Consider the following 14521-nt stretch of genomic DNA (forward strand, 5'->3'; position numbering starts at 1 on the left):
ACCAAAAACGATACAATCTCACCGCGAGGAAATCCCTCCTCCAACCAAAAATATCAACCATCATGTGTTCAAACCAACCATCCGCCCCAGGGCGTTGCATCATCTTCTCGGCCCCCTCGGGCTCGGGTAAAAGCACCATCATCCGCTGGCTGATGGAAGAGCATCCCGAGTTGCGACTCACCTTCTCCATCTCCTGCACCAGCAGACCGCCGCGCGGAAACGAACAACACGGCGTGGAATACTTCTTCCTCTCGCCCGAAGAATTTCGCCGCCGCATCAAAGCCGGCGAATTTCTCGAGTACGAAGAGGTGTACAAAGACCGATTCTACGGCACACTCACCTCGCAAGTGGAACGACAACTGGAAGAAGGGCAAAACGTACTCTTCGACGTCGACGTGCTCGGCGGCTGCAACATCAAGCGGTTTTACGGACAGCGAGCACTGAGCATCTTCGTCCAACCGCCATCGGTGGAAGAACTGCGCAGACGGCTCAACGCCCGAGCCACAGACGCACCCGAGGTGATCGACAGTCGCATCGCACGCGCCGAATACGAACTGAGCTTCGCAACGCAGTTCGACCGCGTCATCCTCAACGACCGCCTCGACCAAGCCCAGCAACAAGCCCTCCAAGCCATCCAATCCTTCCTCACCCCAAGATGATACGCACCGGATTCTACGGAGGGTCGTTCAACCCCATCCACAACGGACATATCGCCCTGGCCCGACGATTTCTCGAAGACATGAAACTGGACGAGGTGTGGTTCGTCGTCTCCCCCCAAAACCCTTTTAAACGCGAGAGCAACGACCTGCTCGACAACCAGCTGCGACTCCAAATCGTCCAAACCGCCATCGCAGACGAACCCCGCTTCCACGCCACCGACTACGAGTTCCGCCTCCCCACCCCCTCCTACACCTGGCGCACACTGCAACACCTGGCACAAGACAAACCCGAACGCGAATTCACCCTCCTGATCGGAGCCGACAACTGGGCCTCCTTCAATCGATGGAATCACCACGAAGACATCCTCGCCCATCACCGCATCGCTGTCTACCCCAGACGCCACTTCTCCATCGCTCCGGCAACACTCCCTCCCAACGTCACACTGCTCCGCACACCGCTCTACGACATCAGTAGCACAAACATCCGCCACCGCATTCGTCAAGGAATGTCGGTGGCGGATGTCCTGCCGAAAAATATTTTGGAAATGGCCGTAGCCGCCTATCGAGTAAACGACTGAATCGCTCGCCCCTACTCGTATCGCATCGATCGGGCCGGATGAATCTTCGAAACCAAATAACTCGGCGCAATGAGTACCAAAACACAGATGCCCAACGTCGCCAAATTGAGAAGAAAAATCACCGCCGGATGAAATTCCACCGGCACCGTGCTCACATAATAAGTTGCGGCATCCAAACGCACCAGTCCCGTAAAACGCTGCAAAGCAATCAGTCCGATACCGATCACGTTGCCCATCAAGAGTCCCTTGCCAATCGTAAAAACAGAGAACCAAAGAAAAGTATGCCGGATGGTGCGGTTGCGTGCCCCAACGGCCTTGAGAAGACCTATCATCGCCGTGCGCTCGAGAATGATGATGAGCAAACCCGAAATCATCGTCACGGCAGCCACGGCAAGCATCAGCCCAAGAATGATCCAAACGTTGAGATCGAGCAGATCGAGCCAAGAAAAGATCTGCGGACAGGCCTCCTTGATCGTCTGCGAAGAATACGTCTCACCGTAACGATCTACCGTTCGATTCACCTTCTGGACAAGCAGACGCTCCGTCGCCGAAAGTCGATCGAAATCATCCACCGTCAACTCCGCCCCACTGGCCTGGTCGGACTCCCATCCATTGAGCTTCACCGCCGTATAAAGATCGATGAAACAAGTCACCCGGTCGTACTGCGAAAGATGGGTGCGGTAAATACCCGCAACCCGCAAGCGACGCACCCGAATGCCGTTATAGTCGATAAAGTAGGCAAAAATCTGGTCCCCAACCTGAAGCCTCAGTTCATTAGCCATGATGTCCGAGATAAGCAGTTGCTGCGTGCTGTGTGTATCGGAAAACCGAGGGATGGAACCCGCTATCAGGTTCTGATGAAGGAAAGTGGTGTCGTAGTCGGCCGCAATCCCCTTGAAAGCCACCCCGAGAAAATCTGTCTCCGTCTTCAAAACGCCTTGCTTCACCGCATAACGCTGCACATGCTTCACACCGGGAATCTGGCGAAGCAACCGCAACATCGAGTCACCCATCTGTATGGGGTATTGTTCGGAGGCCTGCAACGTCATAAAGTTGGCCACCTGAATATGACTGCCGAATCCCACCACCTTGTCGCGGATGGTGTGTTTAAATCCAAAGACAACGCTCACAGAAACGAGCATCACAGCCAGTCCGATAGCAACACCGGCAATGGCAATGCGAATAGCTGGACGCGCCACGCGGTTTTTATCGTCGCTGTTGTAGATACGGCGAGCAAGAAAGAGAGGTAGGTTCACAGAGCAGAACTTTTTAAGGAAAGACTTATGAATCGGCATTCTCACGCCCGGGATAAACCTCAAGGGCCTTGCGCAACACTAAAAGAGCTTGTTCAAGATCTTCTTTTTTCAACACGTAGGCAATACGCACCTGATTCCGCCCGGCTCCCGGCGTAGTGTAAAACCCCGAGGCAGGAGCCATCATCACAGTCTGACCATTGTAAGCAAATTCCTCTAAACACCATCTGCAGAATTTCTCACTATCGTCTACAGGCAATTTTGCTACAGTGTAGAACGCTCCCATCGGGATGGGAGAATAAACTCCCGGAATACGGTTCAGTCCGTCGATAAGGCATTTCCGACGTTCCACATATTCGTCGTACACGCTGCGGAAATATTCCTCCGGCGCATCGAGTGAAGCCTCTGCAACAATCTGTCCCAGTAGCGGAGGAGAAAGCCGGGCCTGACAAAACTTCATCACCGTTGCCCTCACTTCGGCATTCTTGGTAATCAATGCGCCAATACGAATGCCACATTCTGAATATCTTTTCGAAACGGAGTCGATAAGAATTACATTCTGCTCCACCCCCTCAAGATTGCACGCACTAACATAGGGCGAACCTGTATAGATATATTCACGGTACACTTCATCGGAAAAAAGATAGAGGTCGTACTTCTTCACCAGGTCGCGAATCTGGTTCATCTCCCGACGAGTATAAAGATAGCCCGTGGGATTGTTGGGATTACAAATCATAATGGCACGTGTGCGACTGTTAATCAGTTCTTCAAACTTCTCTACCTTGGGCAGTGCAAAGCCCTCTTCAATCGTAGTGGCGATGGTTCGGATAGTGGCACCTGCCGAAATAGCAAACGCCATATAATTGGCATAAGCCGGTTCAGGGATAATGATTTCGTCACCGGGATTTAAACATGCCATGAATGCGAAAAGCACAGCCTCCGATCCTCCCGAGGTAACAATGATATCGTCGGCTGTAATGTCGATGCCATATTTCTTGTAATAGCCCGTGAGTTTCTCGCGATAAGACAGATAACCCTGTGAAGGAGAATACTCCAGCACCGTTCTATCGATATTCTTCAGCGCATCGAGCCCTACTTGCGGCGTAGGAAGGTCGGGCTGTCCGATATTGAGATGATATACTTTTATTCCGCGATTCTTTGCCGCAACGGCAAGAGGAGCCAATTTTCGGATGGGCGACTCCGGCATTTCTATTCCGCGAACTGAAATTTCAGGCATATATAATCGTTCTAAAAATGAGTGACGTGCAAAGGTAACAATAAAATCCAGCTCGCTGCAGTAGCCCACTTGCATTTATTCAAATTGCAGAGCATTTTTTGTGTCTTACGGATTATTTTGTTACTTTTGCGCTATCAAAAAAAACAATCAATTCATCGCATTATGAGATCAAGAACAGCAGACTGGTTTGAAACAAAAATCAGATACGAAAAGACAATGGATGATGGCATGCAGAAACCCATCACCGAACAATATGTTGTGGACGCTCTGAGTTTCACAGAAGCAGAAAACTCGATTATTGAAGAAATGTCTACCTACATCAGCGGTGAGTTCAAGATTACCGGCATCAAACCCGCACCCTACCATGAAATCTTCTTCAGCGAGAACGCCAACGACGACAAGTGGTACAAAACAAAGCTGCAATTCATCACCATTGACGAAAAGAGCGAGAAGGAGAAACGTTCCAATATCAACTATCTCGTCCAAGCCTCTTCACTTCAGGGTGCAGTGAAGAATATCGACGAGGTGATGGGTGGAACGATGATCGACTATATCATCGCCAGTATTGTTGAAACACAAATCATGGACGTTTACGAGCACTCAGCGATAACAACGAAGAAACCAGTAGACGAACGTCCCGAATACGAGGAGGAAGATATAAAAGAATAAGGTAAAGGAGAGAAGGAAATGAGCACAGACGTGGCGAAAAACCTGCACAAGGTGCTGAACAGTCTACCGACGGGAGTCGACCTGGTGGCGGTGAGCAAGTTTCACCCTGCCCATGAAATTCGCGTTGCATACGACGAAGGTCAGCGCATCTTTGGCGAAAGTCACGAGCAAGAACTCTCTCAAAAAGCAGCCGCCCTTCCAAAGGATATACAATGGCACTTCATCGGGCATCTGCAAACCAACAAAGTACGCCACATCGCTCCCTACATTGCAATGGTAGAATCAGTAGATAGTTGGAAGCTGTTATGCGAAATCAACCGCCAGGCCGAGAAATGCCACCGGGTGATCGACGTTCTGCTCGAATTGCACTTGGCCGAAGAGGAAACGAAATACGGATTCTCGCCCGACGCTTGTCGCAAGTTGCTCGCCGCCGGAGAATGGCGTAACCTCACACACTCTCGCATCTGCGGACTGATGATGATGGCCTCACACACAGACGATGAAGAACAGATTCGCCGTGAAATGCTCACCGCCCGTCAGCTCTTCGACGAACTCAAACAGCAATATTTCCCTACCGACCCTGCCTTCCGTCATCGCAGCTGGGGCATGAGCCACGACTATTCCATTGCCATTCGCTGTGGTAGCACGCTGGTAAGAATCGGAACCTCCCTCTTTGGCGAAAGAACTTATTAGAACTCGTCAACTCATCAACTAAAAATATGAAACAGACCATCTTAGTGACCGGTGGAACCGGATTCATCGGTTCGCACACCACCGTAGAACTCCAACAAGCAGGCTACGACGTAGTAATCGTAGACAATCTCTCGAATTCCAACGCCGACGTAGTGGACGGCATCGAGCAGATCACCGGCATCCGACCCGCCTTCGAGCAAGTGGACTGTTGCGACAAAGCCGCCCTCGAAGCCGTATTCTCCAAATACCCCAGCCTCTGCGGCATCATCCATTTCGCCGCCTCGAAAGCCGTGGGTGAGAGCGTAGAAAAGCCCCTACTCTACTATCGCAACAACATTCTCTCATTGCTCAATCTCCTCGAGCTCATGCCCCGTCATAACGTGCGTGGCATCATCTTCTCGTCCAGCTGCACCGTCTACGGACAGCCCAGCAGTCAGCATCTACCCGTCACCGAAGATGCTCCCATCCAAACCGCATGCAGTCCCTACGGCAACACCAAGCAGATTAACGAAGAAATCATCCGCGACTGCATCCATAGCGGATCTCCCATCAAGAGCATCATCCTGCGCTACTTCAATCCCATCGGAGCCCACCCTACAGCCCTCATTGGCGAACTGCCCAACGGCGTACCCATGAATCTCATTCCCTTTGTGACGCAAACGGCGATGGGCATCCGTAAGGAACTGAAAATCTTCGGCAACGACTACGACACTCCCGACGGCACTTGCATCCGCGACTACATCTACGTGGTAGATCTGGCCAAGGCACACGTCAAAGCTATGGAGCGCGTACTCGATGCCCATACCCCCGACATCGACTATTTCAACATCGGCACAGGCCGCGGCGTGAGCACCTACGAAGTGGTGACCCAATTCGAGAAAGCCACCGGCACGAAAGTGAACTGGACCTATGCACCACGCCGCGAGGGCGACATCGAAAAGGTTTGGGCCAACCCCGACAAAGCCAACAACGTTCTGGGCTGGCGAGCAGAAGCCTCCCTCGAAGAAACGCTTCGCACGGCCTGGAACTGGCAGCTCAAACTACGCGAACGCGGACTGATGTAAGTCTCCTCGCCATAGGCAGAGCACGATAAAAACTCAGCATTAGAGACATAAAACTTGCTCATTCCGATTTTATTCTCTACCTTTGCCCCGTGAAACAAAACGTGTTGACATATCAGCCCAACAGATTGCAGAGAAATCTTCATTTCTCTGCATCTTTTAACGACTATTGTTTGGTAGTCTCCCAGAAAATGACTACCTTAAACACACACACACACACACACACACACACACACAGTATGCGCACCTATTGGTAGTGCAATACTTTTTCACTTTTTCATACGCGCGCGCGAAGCGAACGCAACCCTCATAAGCAAAGGGCTCTACGGAGTTTCCTTTGCTTCTCTTTTGTATTCTTTATCAACTCATACAAAAGGAAAATAACAACGAATATTCACCACAAAATGATTGCAATATGAATAGAAAAGAATTAGGGCAGAAAGACTATGTTAGGCCACATATAAAGGTCTTTGAGTCTGAATTTGGAAGTCAGCTATTACTGGGTTCTAAGGTAAACGGCGGACATGAGGATGCCGAGGACGAAGAATTTGAGAGTGGCTTTCCAAACGAAGGCGGACATGAAGATGCTGAGGATGAGGCTTGGTAAAGAAGTCCGCAAGAAACAGTTAACAACCAATTAAAAAACAAGACAATGAAAAGAGTAATGAAATGCCTGCTGCTGTTGGCAGGACTCCTAACAATGGTAGGATGTGCAAATGATGACACCACATCACAACCATCCATCAATAGAGGAATGACAGAGTTTGCCATGGTAGATGAGACTCCCCAAAGTCGTACCGCTGGTGAATACATTGGTACGAAACTAAAATTCTATTGGACAGCACAAGATCGTCTTTGGCTCAATGATGGCACCAATATGTTGCAAAGTGTGCGCGACAATCTTAATGAACAACTTGTTGGCGGTGTAACCAAAGTGCCCACAGCTAAATTTTTGTTCGCCGGTACATTTACTAACCCCACCTACCCTCTACGCTACACAGGCAAGAATGGTGCAAAAGACAAAGTGACTATCGCTGCCACACAAACTCAGATGTTGCCCGCCGATGCATCGCACATTGGTGAAAGCGGCGATTGCGGAACGGCTACCGCACAGAAAAACGGCGACCACTACGACTTCACCCTCGTCCACAAAGCGGCCTATCTCACTCTCATGCCTTTTACCTCAGACAGTAAACTAGTAGGAGGCAAGCTCACCAAAATCAAGATCACTGCCGACAAGCCTTTGGCTGGAACATTCGGTTTCGGCGATAGCGGTCTTGACATTGCCACTGCTCCCCAATCACCCTCTAACAGCATAACACTTAACATCAAAGGGGCTGATGGCACAGGTTTTCCTCTTGCCGCTACATCCTCACTAGGCGATAACTCTGCCACCATCGTGTTACCTCCCGGCAATTACGGCACATTCGATATAGAATACACAGTGATTCATCCCGTAACCCACTTTCCGGGCACAGCAACTGTCCACTATACCACAATCAACTTTAATGAAAGTAAAAACAAAAAGCTGGCTCCTGATGTTATCAATGTAGTTTTCCCCGCACGCTATCTTTTCAGCGATGGTACTACCGGTACATTGGCCGAAAAAGGTTCGCGCATAGCCATCGGGCTTGTCTTAGAAGAAAAGACATCCACCAAAGATGGTACAGCCATCGCATTGGATTGTTCGAAAGAATACGACACCTACAGTCATATATGGCGTGATAAGAAATTCCTTTGGGATAGAAGAGCTACAACTACACAAGCCAATAGTACCTTGTTCTCCACTTATGCTGCTGCTATTACTGATATGGACGGTTATAAATACACCTGGGAAGCAGCTGGAAGCCTTGACGGCACCATTAAGGGAAACAGTCTCGACTATCCTGCTTTCTATGAAGCCGGACACTGGGGTGATCAGCTCGCTGCAAAAGGTATCACAGTATCAGGTTCAATGGTCGGTCGCAAATGGTATTTACCGGCCTATGGTGAGGTGATGAAGTTTAGAAATGTATTTGGAAGCTCCTTATCCTTGCCTGCAAACTGGGGAGATCATGTAATTGACTTAACAACGATGGCTACCATCGATGCTGCATTTACAGCAGTTGGCGCGCCAGCATTTACCAGTCACGATAATCCAAGTTGCTCATGGACAAGTACGGAGACTGATTCTCAGAATGCGGTGAATTACTATCCCCCCGAACAACTCTATGCCGACAACTTTGCAGGGAAAGGCCTATCACTTGGTGCATATTTTACAGTGTTTGCTTTTGTACATTTCTAACCCCATGTTCGTCCGCAATCCAAATGAGCAATGGGGAAAAGAAAATGAGTCTTCTATACCTGCAGAAGAGTAGAAATTCTGAAAAATAACCCTTCGGCAGGTGCCGAAAGCTCAAAAATGAGAAAAATGGGCTTTCGGCACCTGCCGAAGACTTAAAAATGAGAAAAACAACGTTTCGGCACCCGCCGAAACCTCGGAAATAGAAAAAACAAGCTTTCGGCAGGTGCCGAAAGACGAAAAAGCCGAAAAACAACGCTTCGGTACCTGCCGAAGCCATTTTTTTATATCAATCTTATTAAAATCACAAATCATGGAAATGAAAACGATCAGAAAAGACAGGCTCCGCAACATGGAGCACTATTAGTTTGCCATTCACGTGCTGGAAATGGCCAAGGAGGCGAATCTGGAAAAGATGAAATTGCTCTTCAAACCGCTCGAAGAGGCCATTCGACACGAGGACGAGGCACTCAATCCGCCGCGCATCGATCCGGCTACCGAAGAGCTGCGGCTGCGCGACGCCGAGCGCGACCGGGCTTATCGATCCCTGCAGTTGGCCATCGAAATGGGGCTGCTGGCCGAAGAAAGTGCCACGAAAGAGGCCGCTAAGAAACTGCGGGAGATTCTCTCGCGCTATCCCGGCGTGCTCACCGCCGACTACGATTCGGAGACGGGTGCGCTGAAAAATCTGCTGGCCGATCTCAAACCCGCCGATGCGGCTTCGGCCCTCGTCGCGCTGGGAGCTACGGCCATTGCTAAGCGACTGGAAGATACGAATGCCGCCTTCGATGGTCTGTTTCGCGGTCGGTTCTCGGGGGCGAAATCCACCAACACGATCGACCTCAAGGCCCGTCGCGCCGCCACGGATGCGGCCGTCAATGCCATCGTGCGGCGGATGGATTCGCTCGACGATCTCGAACCCTCGGCCGACGTCTCCGAACTCATCAATCGCTACAACCAACTCGTCGACAATCGCCACACGCTGCTCTCCCAGCGCGCCACGCTCAACAAAGCGGCGCACGACAGGAAAATAGCCGGCATCGAGGCCATGCTCATTCCGCTCATTCCGGCCTTCGAGCGCGAAATCGGTTCGGCTCCCGGCTCGCTCTCCTTTACCGGCGAGGTGAAGGGCTCGGGCAAAGATCGCCGCTTTAAGTTCTACGACCAGCGTACCAAGGTATGGACCTGGGGCAAACTACGCGCCGACGGAACGCTCGCGCCGTGGGTGGGCTGACGAGTTGACAAGTTAACGAGTTGATTTGCTTTTTGATTGACGAGTTGGCAGGAAAGTAACTTCCTCGTCAACTCGTCAACTTGTTAACTTATCAACTAACACCGTTGACAAGTAGATTTGCTTTTTGATTGACGAGTTGGCAGGAGGGTAACTTCCTTGTCAACTCGTCAACTTGTTAACTTATCAACTAACACCGTTGACGAGTAGGACAGCTCCCTAACTTCTGGGGGCTACTCTCCACCTAAAAAGGTACATCGCCCATGGGAGGAGGCGGGAAGGCGGGATCGTCGAGGTTCATACGAGACTGGATGAGACCGCTTCCGTCGTCGGGCATGGGCGGCGCGGAGATGGAATACTGTCCTGGGTTTTCGAAACGGGTGTATTGACCGCGGAAGGTGAGAAGGACGTCGCCGGTGGCTCCCTTACGGTGCTTGGCAATGATGATTTGGGCCATTCCGTGAAGGTCGTTGCCTTTCTCGTCTTCATAGATGTGGTAGTATTCAGGGCGGTGGACGAAGAGCACCATGTCGGCATCTTGCTCGATGGCTCCCGACTCGCGTAGGTCGCTAAGCTGGGGGCGCTTGCCTTCGATCCCCTCGCGGTTTTCGACATTTCGGCTCAACTGCGAGAGGGCGATGATGGGGATGTTGAGCTCCTTAGCCAGTCCCTTCAGAGAGCGACTGATGGTGGACACTTCCTCTTGTCGGCTACCGAATTTCATGCCGTTGGCGTTCATGAGCTGAAGATAGTCGATCATGATGACGCCGACGTTCTTCTCGCGAACGAGTCGACGGGCTTTGGTGCGGAGTTCGAAGACGGAAAGACCGGGGGTGTCGTCGATGTAGACCTGTGCGCCCTGAAGATGGCGGAGGCGTTTGTCGAGGCGGTCCCACTCGTCGGGCGTAAGCTGTCCGTTGAGAATCTTGCTGCCCACAATCTCGCAGACATTCGAGATCAGACGGTTGACGAGCTGGACGTTGTTCATTTCGAGTGAGAAGAATCCGATGGGCACCTGCGCATCAATGGCAATATTCTTGGCCAGGCTCAAGGCAAAGGAGGTTTTTCCCATGGCAGGGCGACCGGCGATGATGATGAGGTCGGAGGGCTGCCATCCGGAGGTGATTTCGTCGAGCTTGGTGTAGCCGGTAGGCACGCCGGTCATGCCGCTGCTGTTGGCAGAGGCCTTTTGAAGAATGTCGATGGCTTGCTTGATGACGGGGTCGATCTGGGTAAAATCCTGTCGCATGTTTTTCTGCGAGAGCTCGAAAAGGGCTCCTTCGGCCTCCTGCATAAGTTCTTCGACATCGATGCTCTCGTCGAAGGCTTTCGTCTCGACGGTGCTGGCAAAGGTGATGAGCTGGCGGGCAAGGAATTTCTGGGCCAAGATGGTGGCGTGGTATTCGATGTGGGCCGAAGAGGCGACGTGCGCACTGAGCTCGACGACGTAGGGCGCACCACCCACTTCGTCGAGGGTGCCGTCGCGTTTGAGCTGCTCGGTGACGGTCATGATGTCGACGGGCTTCTCGTCCATGTTGAGGGTGCGGATGGAGGTGTAGATCTTCTGATGACGCGGCTCGTAGAAGGTCTCGGGACGGAGGAGCTCGCTGACGACGGAGAAGGCGTCTTTGTCGATCATGAGGGCACCGAGGACGACTTTCTCTAAATCAAGTGCCTGGGGCGGAAGATGTCCGTAGGTATTGTCTACGGGGGGCGACTTCCGGGCGCGCTTGTTGGAATTGTTTGTTTCTGCCATTTTTCCTTGTTTTCGGAGTGCAAAATTAGCAAATCTTTTGGGATTTCAACCGCAAAGGAAGCCAGGGGCCGGTTAAAAAACACTACCTTTGCAGACGAACAAATAAGACAAACAATGATTGCATTCCCTTGTGCTAAAATCAATCTCGGACTCAATATCGTGGCGCGACGAGAGGATGGTTACCACAATTTGGAGACGGTGTTCTACCCGATTCCGCTCGCCGATGCACTGGAGGTGACGCAAATGGACGAACGGTTCCCCTCAGACGATCCGTGCGACTTGAAAATAACGGGCAGTCGTATCGACGGACGCAAAGACGAGAATCTGGTATGCCGGGCGTATCGGTTGCTGGCAGAGGACTTTGATCTGCCGCGTGTTCATGTGCATCTCTGCAAACGAATTCCCTCGCAGGCGGGACTCGGAGGCGGATCGAGCGATGCGGCGACGATGATTCGGCTGCTCAACGAGGGCTTCGATTTGCATCTCAGTGTTGAAGAAATGGAAGGATATGCCGCTCGATTGGGGGCCGACTGTGCCTTCTTCATTACCTCAGAACCTGCTTTTGCTACGGGAATTGGCGAGCGGCTTTCGGCTGTAGACGAACTTCAGAAGCACTTAAGGGGTCGTTACGTAGCCATCGTGAAACCGGCTGTGGCCATTTCTACCCGCGAGGCGTTCGCGCATGTTGTTCCCGCTCAACCGGAAAAGTGCTGCCGAGAGATTGTATGCGAGCCTATCGACCGATGGACCGACGAACTCAGAAACGATTTCGAGTCGTCGGTCTTTCAACTGCATCCCAAACTCTCTGATATCAAACGGAGCCTCTATCGGCTGGGGGCACGCTATGCACAACTCAGCGGTAGCGGTAGTGCGCTCTTCGGCATCTTCGAGGAATGCCCGGGAGAATTGAAAGAGGCGTTCCCTGGAATGTTTACGTTCTCGGCTGTGCTGTAAATCTGTTTTATCATATTCATGTATTTAGAAATGAAATTTATCGGTATTATTCCAGCTCGTTACGGTTCTTCTCGCTTTCCGGGCAAGCCGCTCGCTCTGCTTGGCGGTAAGCCTGTCGTTCAACATGTCTATGAAAAGGTAGCGCAGGTTTTGGACGCAACTTTTGTGGCAACGGACGATGAGCGTATCTATCGAAAGGTTGTGGAATTCGGCGGACAAGCCGTGATGACTTCTCCTCACCATAAGAGTGGAACTGACCGCATCTGCGAGGCGGTGGAGAAAATCGGCGGCGACTTCGAGGTTGTGGTGAATATTCAAGGTGACGAACCGTTTATCCAACGGCGACAGATTGATTCGGTCTGTGCATGCTTCGACGACGAGAACACTCAGATTGCAACGTTGGGCATTCCGTTCAAGACGATGGAGGAGATGGAGAATCCCAATTCGCCCAAAATCGTGGTCGACAATCGAGGAGAAGCTCTTTATTTCTCTCGGTCGGTGATACCCTTTGTTCGCGGAGAAGAACGGAAGGATTGGCTCCGGGCTTATCCTTTTCTCAAACACTTGGGCATCTATGCCTATCGCCGCGAAATTCTCTCGGCAATTACTCGTCTGCCGCAGTCGTCGCTCGAACAGGCAGAAAGCCTCGAACAACTGCGCTGGCTGCAAAACGGATTCCGCATCAAGGTGGGACAAACCGATATTGAAACCGTAGGCATTGACACGCCCGAAGATTTACAACGCGCCGAGATGTTTCTCGCTCAATCAAAGCGGTAAACTTTTTCTCCTTATTCTCAATTATAAAAAGCATGAAGATCAAAGTATGCGGCATGCGCGATACCGAAAATATCTGCGCAGTGTCTCAGTTGGACATCCATTTGATGGGATTTGTATTTCATCCGCAAAACGAACGCTATGTAAAAATGATTTCATCGCGGGCGGGCATCATCCCCGACTATAGCGAAGAGCAATTCAAACGGGCTCGCGGACAGGCAGAGAAAGTTTTTCCGAGTCGCATCAAACGGGTCGGGGTGTTTGTAGACGATATGCCCCAAAATATTGTTACCCGCGTTTACAATTACGCTCTCGACTATGTCCAATTGGACGGGAACGAGTCGGCCGTGGCGTGCCGCAATCTGCGTAGTACGCTTCATCCTGATATCCAACCGGGTATTCAGCTCATCAAAACCATCGCCGTCAACAATGCAGACGATCTGCTGCGCTGCGAGGAATATACCGGAGCGGTAGATCTTTTTCTTTTCGACATGCTATGCGGACAGAAGAACTGGAATCTGCTCGAGGCCTATCACGGCGAGATTCCCTTTCTGCTCAGCGGCGACATCGGTCCCGACTCTCTCGAAGGACTCAAGCAGTTTTCTCATCCTCATTTCGAGGGAATCAACCTCAATCACTGTTTTGAAACTTCACCCGGAGTAAAAGATGTGGAACGCTTGCGCCAATTCATTGCCGAAGTGGGAAAGCTATCCTAATGTTCTGACAAAAGATCTGCTTGATATGCGCACCGTCATCATCGATAGTTACGACTCTTTCACCTACAACCTGGCACATCTTGTAAGAGAACTCGGCGCAGACGTGACCATCCTACACAACGACGAATTCTCGCTCAACGCACTCAAGTCTTTCGACAACATCATTCTCAGTCCCGGCCCCGGCATTCCCTCGGAAGCGGGTCTCCTCCTCGATGTCATTCGGACTTATGCGGACCGTAAGCCCATTCTTGGCGTTTGCCTCGGACATCAGGCGATAGGCGAAGCATTTGGAGCAAAACTCACCCGTCTCGAAGAGGTTTATCACGGTGTGGCTACCATGGGTACACAGCTCGGTAACGACCCCATCTTCGCAGGCCTACCCGCAAAAATCACGATGGGGCGGTATCACAGTTGGGTGGTAGATCGCGCCGATTTTCCCGACGCTCTCGAAATTACTGCTATCAGCGACGAAGGACATATTATGGCTCTGCGCCATCAAAAGTACCATCTCCATGGCATTCAGTTTCACCCCGAGAGTGTGCTCACCAAAGACGGACACACCATCCTTTCCAACTGGCTACGACTTTGATTCTGCTCCCCTCTCTATGCCAATTCAACCGAGATAAATCCGAAATATACACCTATTTGTCTTCCCTTTC

General features: G+C 51.3%; 15 protein-coding genes. 12 read left to right on the forward strand and 3 right to left on the reverse strand.

What is annotated here, in order from left to right; translation table 11 throughout:
* The first annotated feature begins 62 nt into the window (after window positions 1-62).
* Window positions 63-659, forward strand: coding sequence for a guanylate kinase (gene gmk / locus J5A66_RS06075; RefSeq protein ID WP_211789779.1), 597 nt, complete (start codon window positions 63-65; stop codon window positions 657-659).
* Complete coding sequence (gene nadD / locus J5A66_RS06080; protein WP_211789780.1) at window positions 656-1237, forward strand: nicotinate (nicotinamide) nucleotide adenylyltransferase; 582 nt, start codon at window positions 656-658, stop codon at window positions 1235-1237. The genes gmk and nadD overlap by 4 nt, the downstream gene beginning before the upstream one ends.
* Before the next feature lie 11 nt (window positions 1238-1248).
* Here the strand turns inward: nadD and J5A66_RS06085 are convergent, their stop codons facing one another.
* Together J5A66_RS06085 and J5A66_RS06090 are read right to left on the reverse strand one after the other, a co-directional pair.
* Complete coding sequence (locus J5A66_RS06085) at window positions 1249-2493, reverse strand: FtsX-like permease family protein (protein WP_211789781.1); 1245 nt, start codon at window positions 2491-2493, stop codon at window positions 1249-1251.
* Between the two features lie 25 nt (window positions 2494-2518).
* Complete coding sequence (locus tag J5A66_RS06090; RefSeq protein ID WP_211789782.1) at window positions 2519-3727, reverse strand: pyridoxal phosphate-dependent aminotransferase; 1209 nt, start codon at window positions 3725-3727, stop codon at window positions 2519-2521.
* A gap of 162 nt (window positions 3728-3889) precedes the next feature.
* Between J5A66_RS06090 and J5A66_RS06095 the strand changes: the two genes are divergently transcribed.
* From J5A66_RS06095 to J5A66_RS06120, 6 genes are all read left to right on the forward strand, one after another.
* Window positions 3890-4396, forward strand: a complete 507-nt coding sequence (locus J5A66_RS06095; protein ID WP_211789783.1) for a DUF4494 domain-containing protein — start codon at window positions 3890-3892, stop codon at window positions 4394-4396.
* 18 nt (window positions 4397-4414) lie between these two features.
* Window positions 4415-5089, forward strand: a complete 675-nt coding sequence (locus J5A66_RS06100; RefSeq protein ID WP_211789784.1) for a YggS family pyridoxal phosphate-dependent enzyme — start codon at window positions 4415-4417, stop codon at window positions 5087-5089.
* Window positions 5090-5115: 26 nt separating this feature from the next.
* Window positions 5116-6153, forward strand: coding sequence for a UDP-glucose 4-epimerase GalE (galE, locus tag J5A66_RS06105; RefSeq protein ID WP_211789785.1), 1038 nt, complete (start codon window positions 5116-5118; stop codon window positions 6151-6153).
* 412 nt (window positions 6154-6565) lie between these two features.
* On the forward strand, window positions 6566-6757 hold the full coding sequence (locus J5A66_RS06110) for a hypothetical protein (protein ID WP_211789786.1): 192 nt from the start codon (window positions 6566-6568) through the stop codon (window positions 6755-6757).
* A 45-nt stretch (window positions 6758-6802) separates the two neighbouring features.
* Window positions 6803-8434 carry a hypothetical protein gene (locus J5A66_RS06115; protein ID WP_211789787.1) on the forward strand — a complete coding sequence of 544 codons (1632 nt, stop codon included), beginning with the start codon at window positions 6803-6805 and terminating at the stop codon, window positions 8432-8434.
* A 412-nt stretch (window positions 8435-8846) separates the two neighbouring features.
* Complete coding sequence (locus J5A66_RS06120; RefSeq protein WP_211789788.1) at window positions 8847-9665, forward strand: DUF6261 family protein; 819 nt, start codon at window positions 8847-8849, stop codon at window positions 9663-9665.
* Window positions 9666-9906: 241 nt separating this feature from the next.
* On the opposite strand, the gene dnaB is transcribed toward J5A66_RS06120, so the two are convergent.
* On the reverse strand, window positions 9907-11418 hold the full coding sequence (gene dnaB / locus J5A66_RS06125; RefSeq protein ID WP_211789789.1) for a replicative DNA helicase: 1512 nt from the start codon (window positions 11416-11418) through the stop codon (window positions 9907-9909).
* Window positions 11419-11532: 114 nt separating this feature from the next.
* Here dnaB and ispE point away from each other — a divergent pair, with 114 nt between their 5' ends.
* From ispE to J5A66_RS06145, 4 genes are read left to right on the forward strand one after another with little or no spacing between them, the layout of a single operon-like run.
* The gene (gene ispE, locus J5A66_RS06130) at window positions 11533-12372 is read left to right on the forward strand and encodes a 4-(cytidine 5'-diphospho)-2-C-methyl-D-erythritol kinase (protein WP_211789790.1); all 840 of its coding nucleotides are present in this window, start codon (window positions 11533-11535) and stop codon (window positions 12370-12372) included.
* Window positions 12373-12402: 30 nt separating this feature from the next.
* Window positions 12403-13149, forward strand: coding sequence for a 3-deoxy-manno-octulosonate cytidylyltransferase (kdsB, locus tag J5A66_RS06135; RefSeq protein ID WP_211789791.1), 747 nt, complete (start codon window positions 12403-12405; stop codon window positions 13147-13149).
* Between the two features lie 32 nt (window positions 13150-13181).
* Window positions 13182-13862, forward strand: coding sequence for a phosphoribosylanthranilate isomerase (locus J5A66_RS06140; RefSeq protein ID WP_211789792.1), 681 nt, complete (start codon window positions 13182-13184; stop codon window positions 13860-13862).
* A gap of 25 nt (window positions 13863-13887) precedes the next feature.
* Window positions 13888-14451 (forward strand): aminodeoxychorismate/anthranilate synthase component II, encoded by a 564-nt coding sequence (locus J5A66_RS06145; RefSeq protein WP_211789793.1) that lies wholly within the window; start codon window positions 13888-13890, stop codon window positions 14449-14451.
* Window positions 14452-14521 lie beyond the last annotated feature (70 nt).

The organism is Prevotella sp. oral taxon 475 (assembly GCF_018127805.1).
Classification (GTDB): domain Bacteria; phylum Bacteroidota; class Bacteroidia; order Bacteroidales; family Bacteroidaceae; genus Prevotella.

Bases quoted from the DNA above. Each gene is read 5' to 3' on its own strand.
- J5A66_RS06095 (WP_211789783.1), top strand. From the start codon at position 3,890: ATGAGATCAAGAACAGCAGACTGGTTTGAAACAAAAATCAGATACGAA.
- J5A66_RS06115 (WP_211789787.1), top strand. From the start codon at position 6,803: ATGAAAAGAGTAATGAAATGCCTGCTGCTGTTGGCAGGACTCCTAACA.
- J5A66_RS06090 (WP_211789782.1), bottom strand. From the start codon at position 3,727: ATGCCTGAAATTTCAGTTCGCGGAATAGAAATGCCGGAGTCGCCCATC.
- J5A66_RS06140 (WP_211789792.1), top strand. From the start codon at position 13,182: ATGAAGATCAAAGTATGCGGCATGCGCGATACCGAAAATATCTGCGCA.
- J5A66_RS06145 (WP_211789793.1), top strand. From the start codon at position 13,888: ATGCGCACCGTCATCATCGATAGTTACGACTCTTTCACCTACAACCTG.
- dnaB (WP_211789789.1), bottom strand. From the start codon at position 11,418: ATGGCAGAAACAAACAATTCCAACAAGCGCGCCCGGAAGTCGCCCCCC.
- ispE (WP_211789790.1), top strand. From the start codon at position 11,533: ATGATTGCATTCCCTTGTGCTAAAATCAATCTCGGACTCAATATCGTG.
- galE (WP_211789785.1), top strand. From the start codon at position 5,116: ATGAAACAGACCATCTTAGTGACCGGTGGAACCGGATTCATCGGTTCG.
- nadD (WP_211789780.1), top strand. From the start codon at position 656: ATGATACGCACCGGATTCTACGGAGGGTCGTTCAACCCCATCCACAAC.
- J5A66_RS06110 (WP_211789786.1), top strand. From the start codon at position 6,566: ATGAATAGAAAAGAATTAGGGCAGAAAGACTATGTTAGGCCACATATA.
- gmk (WP_211789779.1), top strand. From the start codon at position 63: ATGTGTTCAAACCAACCATCCGCCCCAGGGCGTTGCATCATCTTCTCG.
- J5A66_RS06120 (WP_211789788.1), top strand. From the start codon at position 8,847: ATGAAATTGCTCTTCAAACCGCTCGAAGAGGCCATTCGACACGAGGAC.
- kdsB (WP_211789791.1), top strand. From the start codon at position 12,403: ATGAAATTTATCGGTATTATTCCAGCTCGTTACGGTTCTTCTCGCTTT.
- J5A66_RS06100 (WP_211789784.1), top strand. From the start codon at position 4,415: ATGAGCACAGACGTGGCGAAAAACCTGCACAAGGTGCTGAACAGTCTA.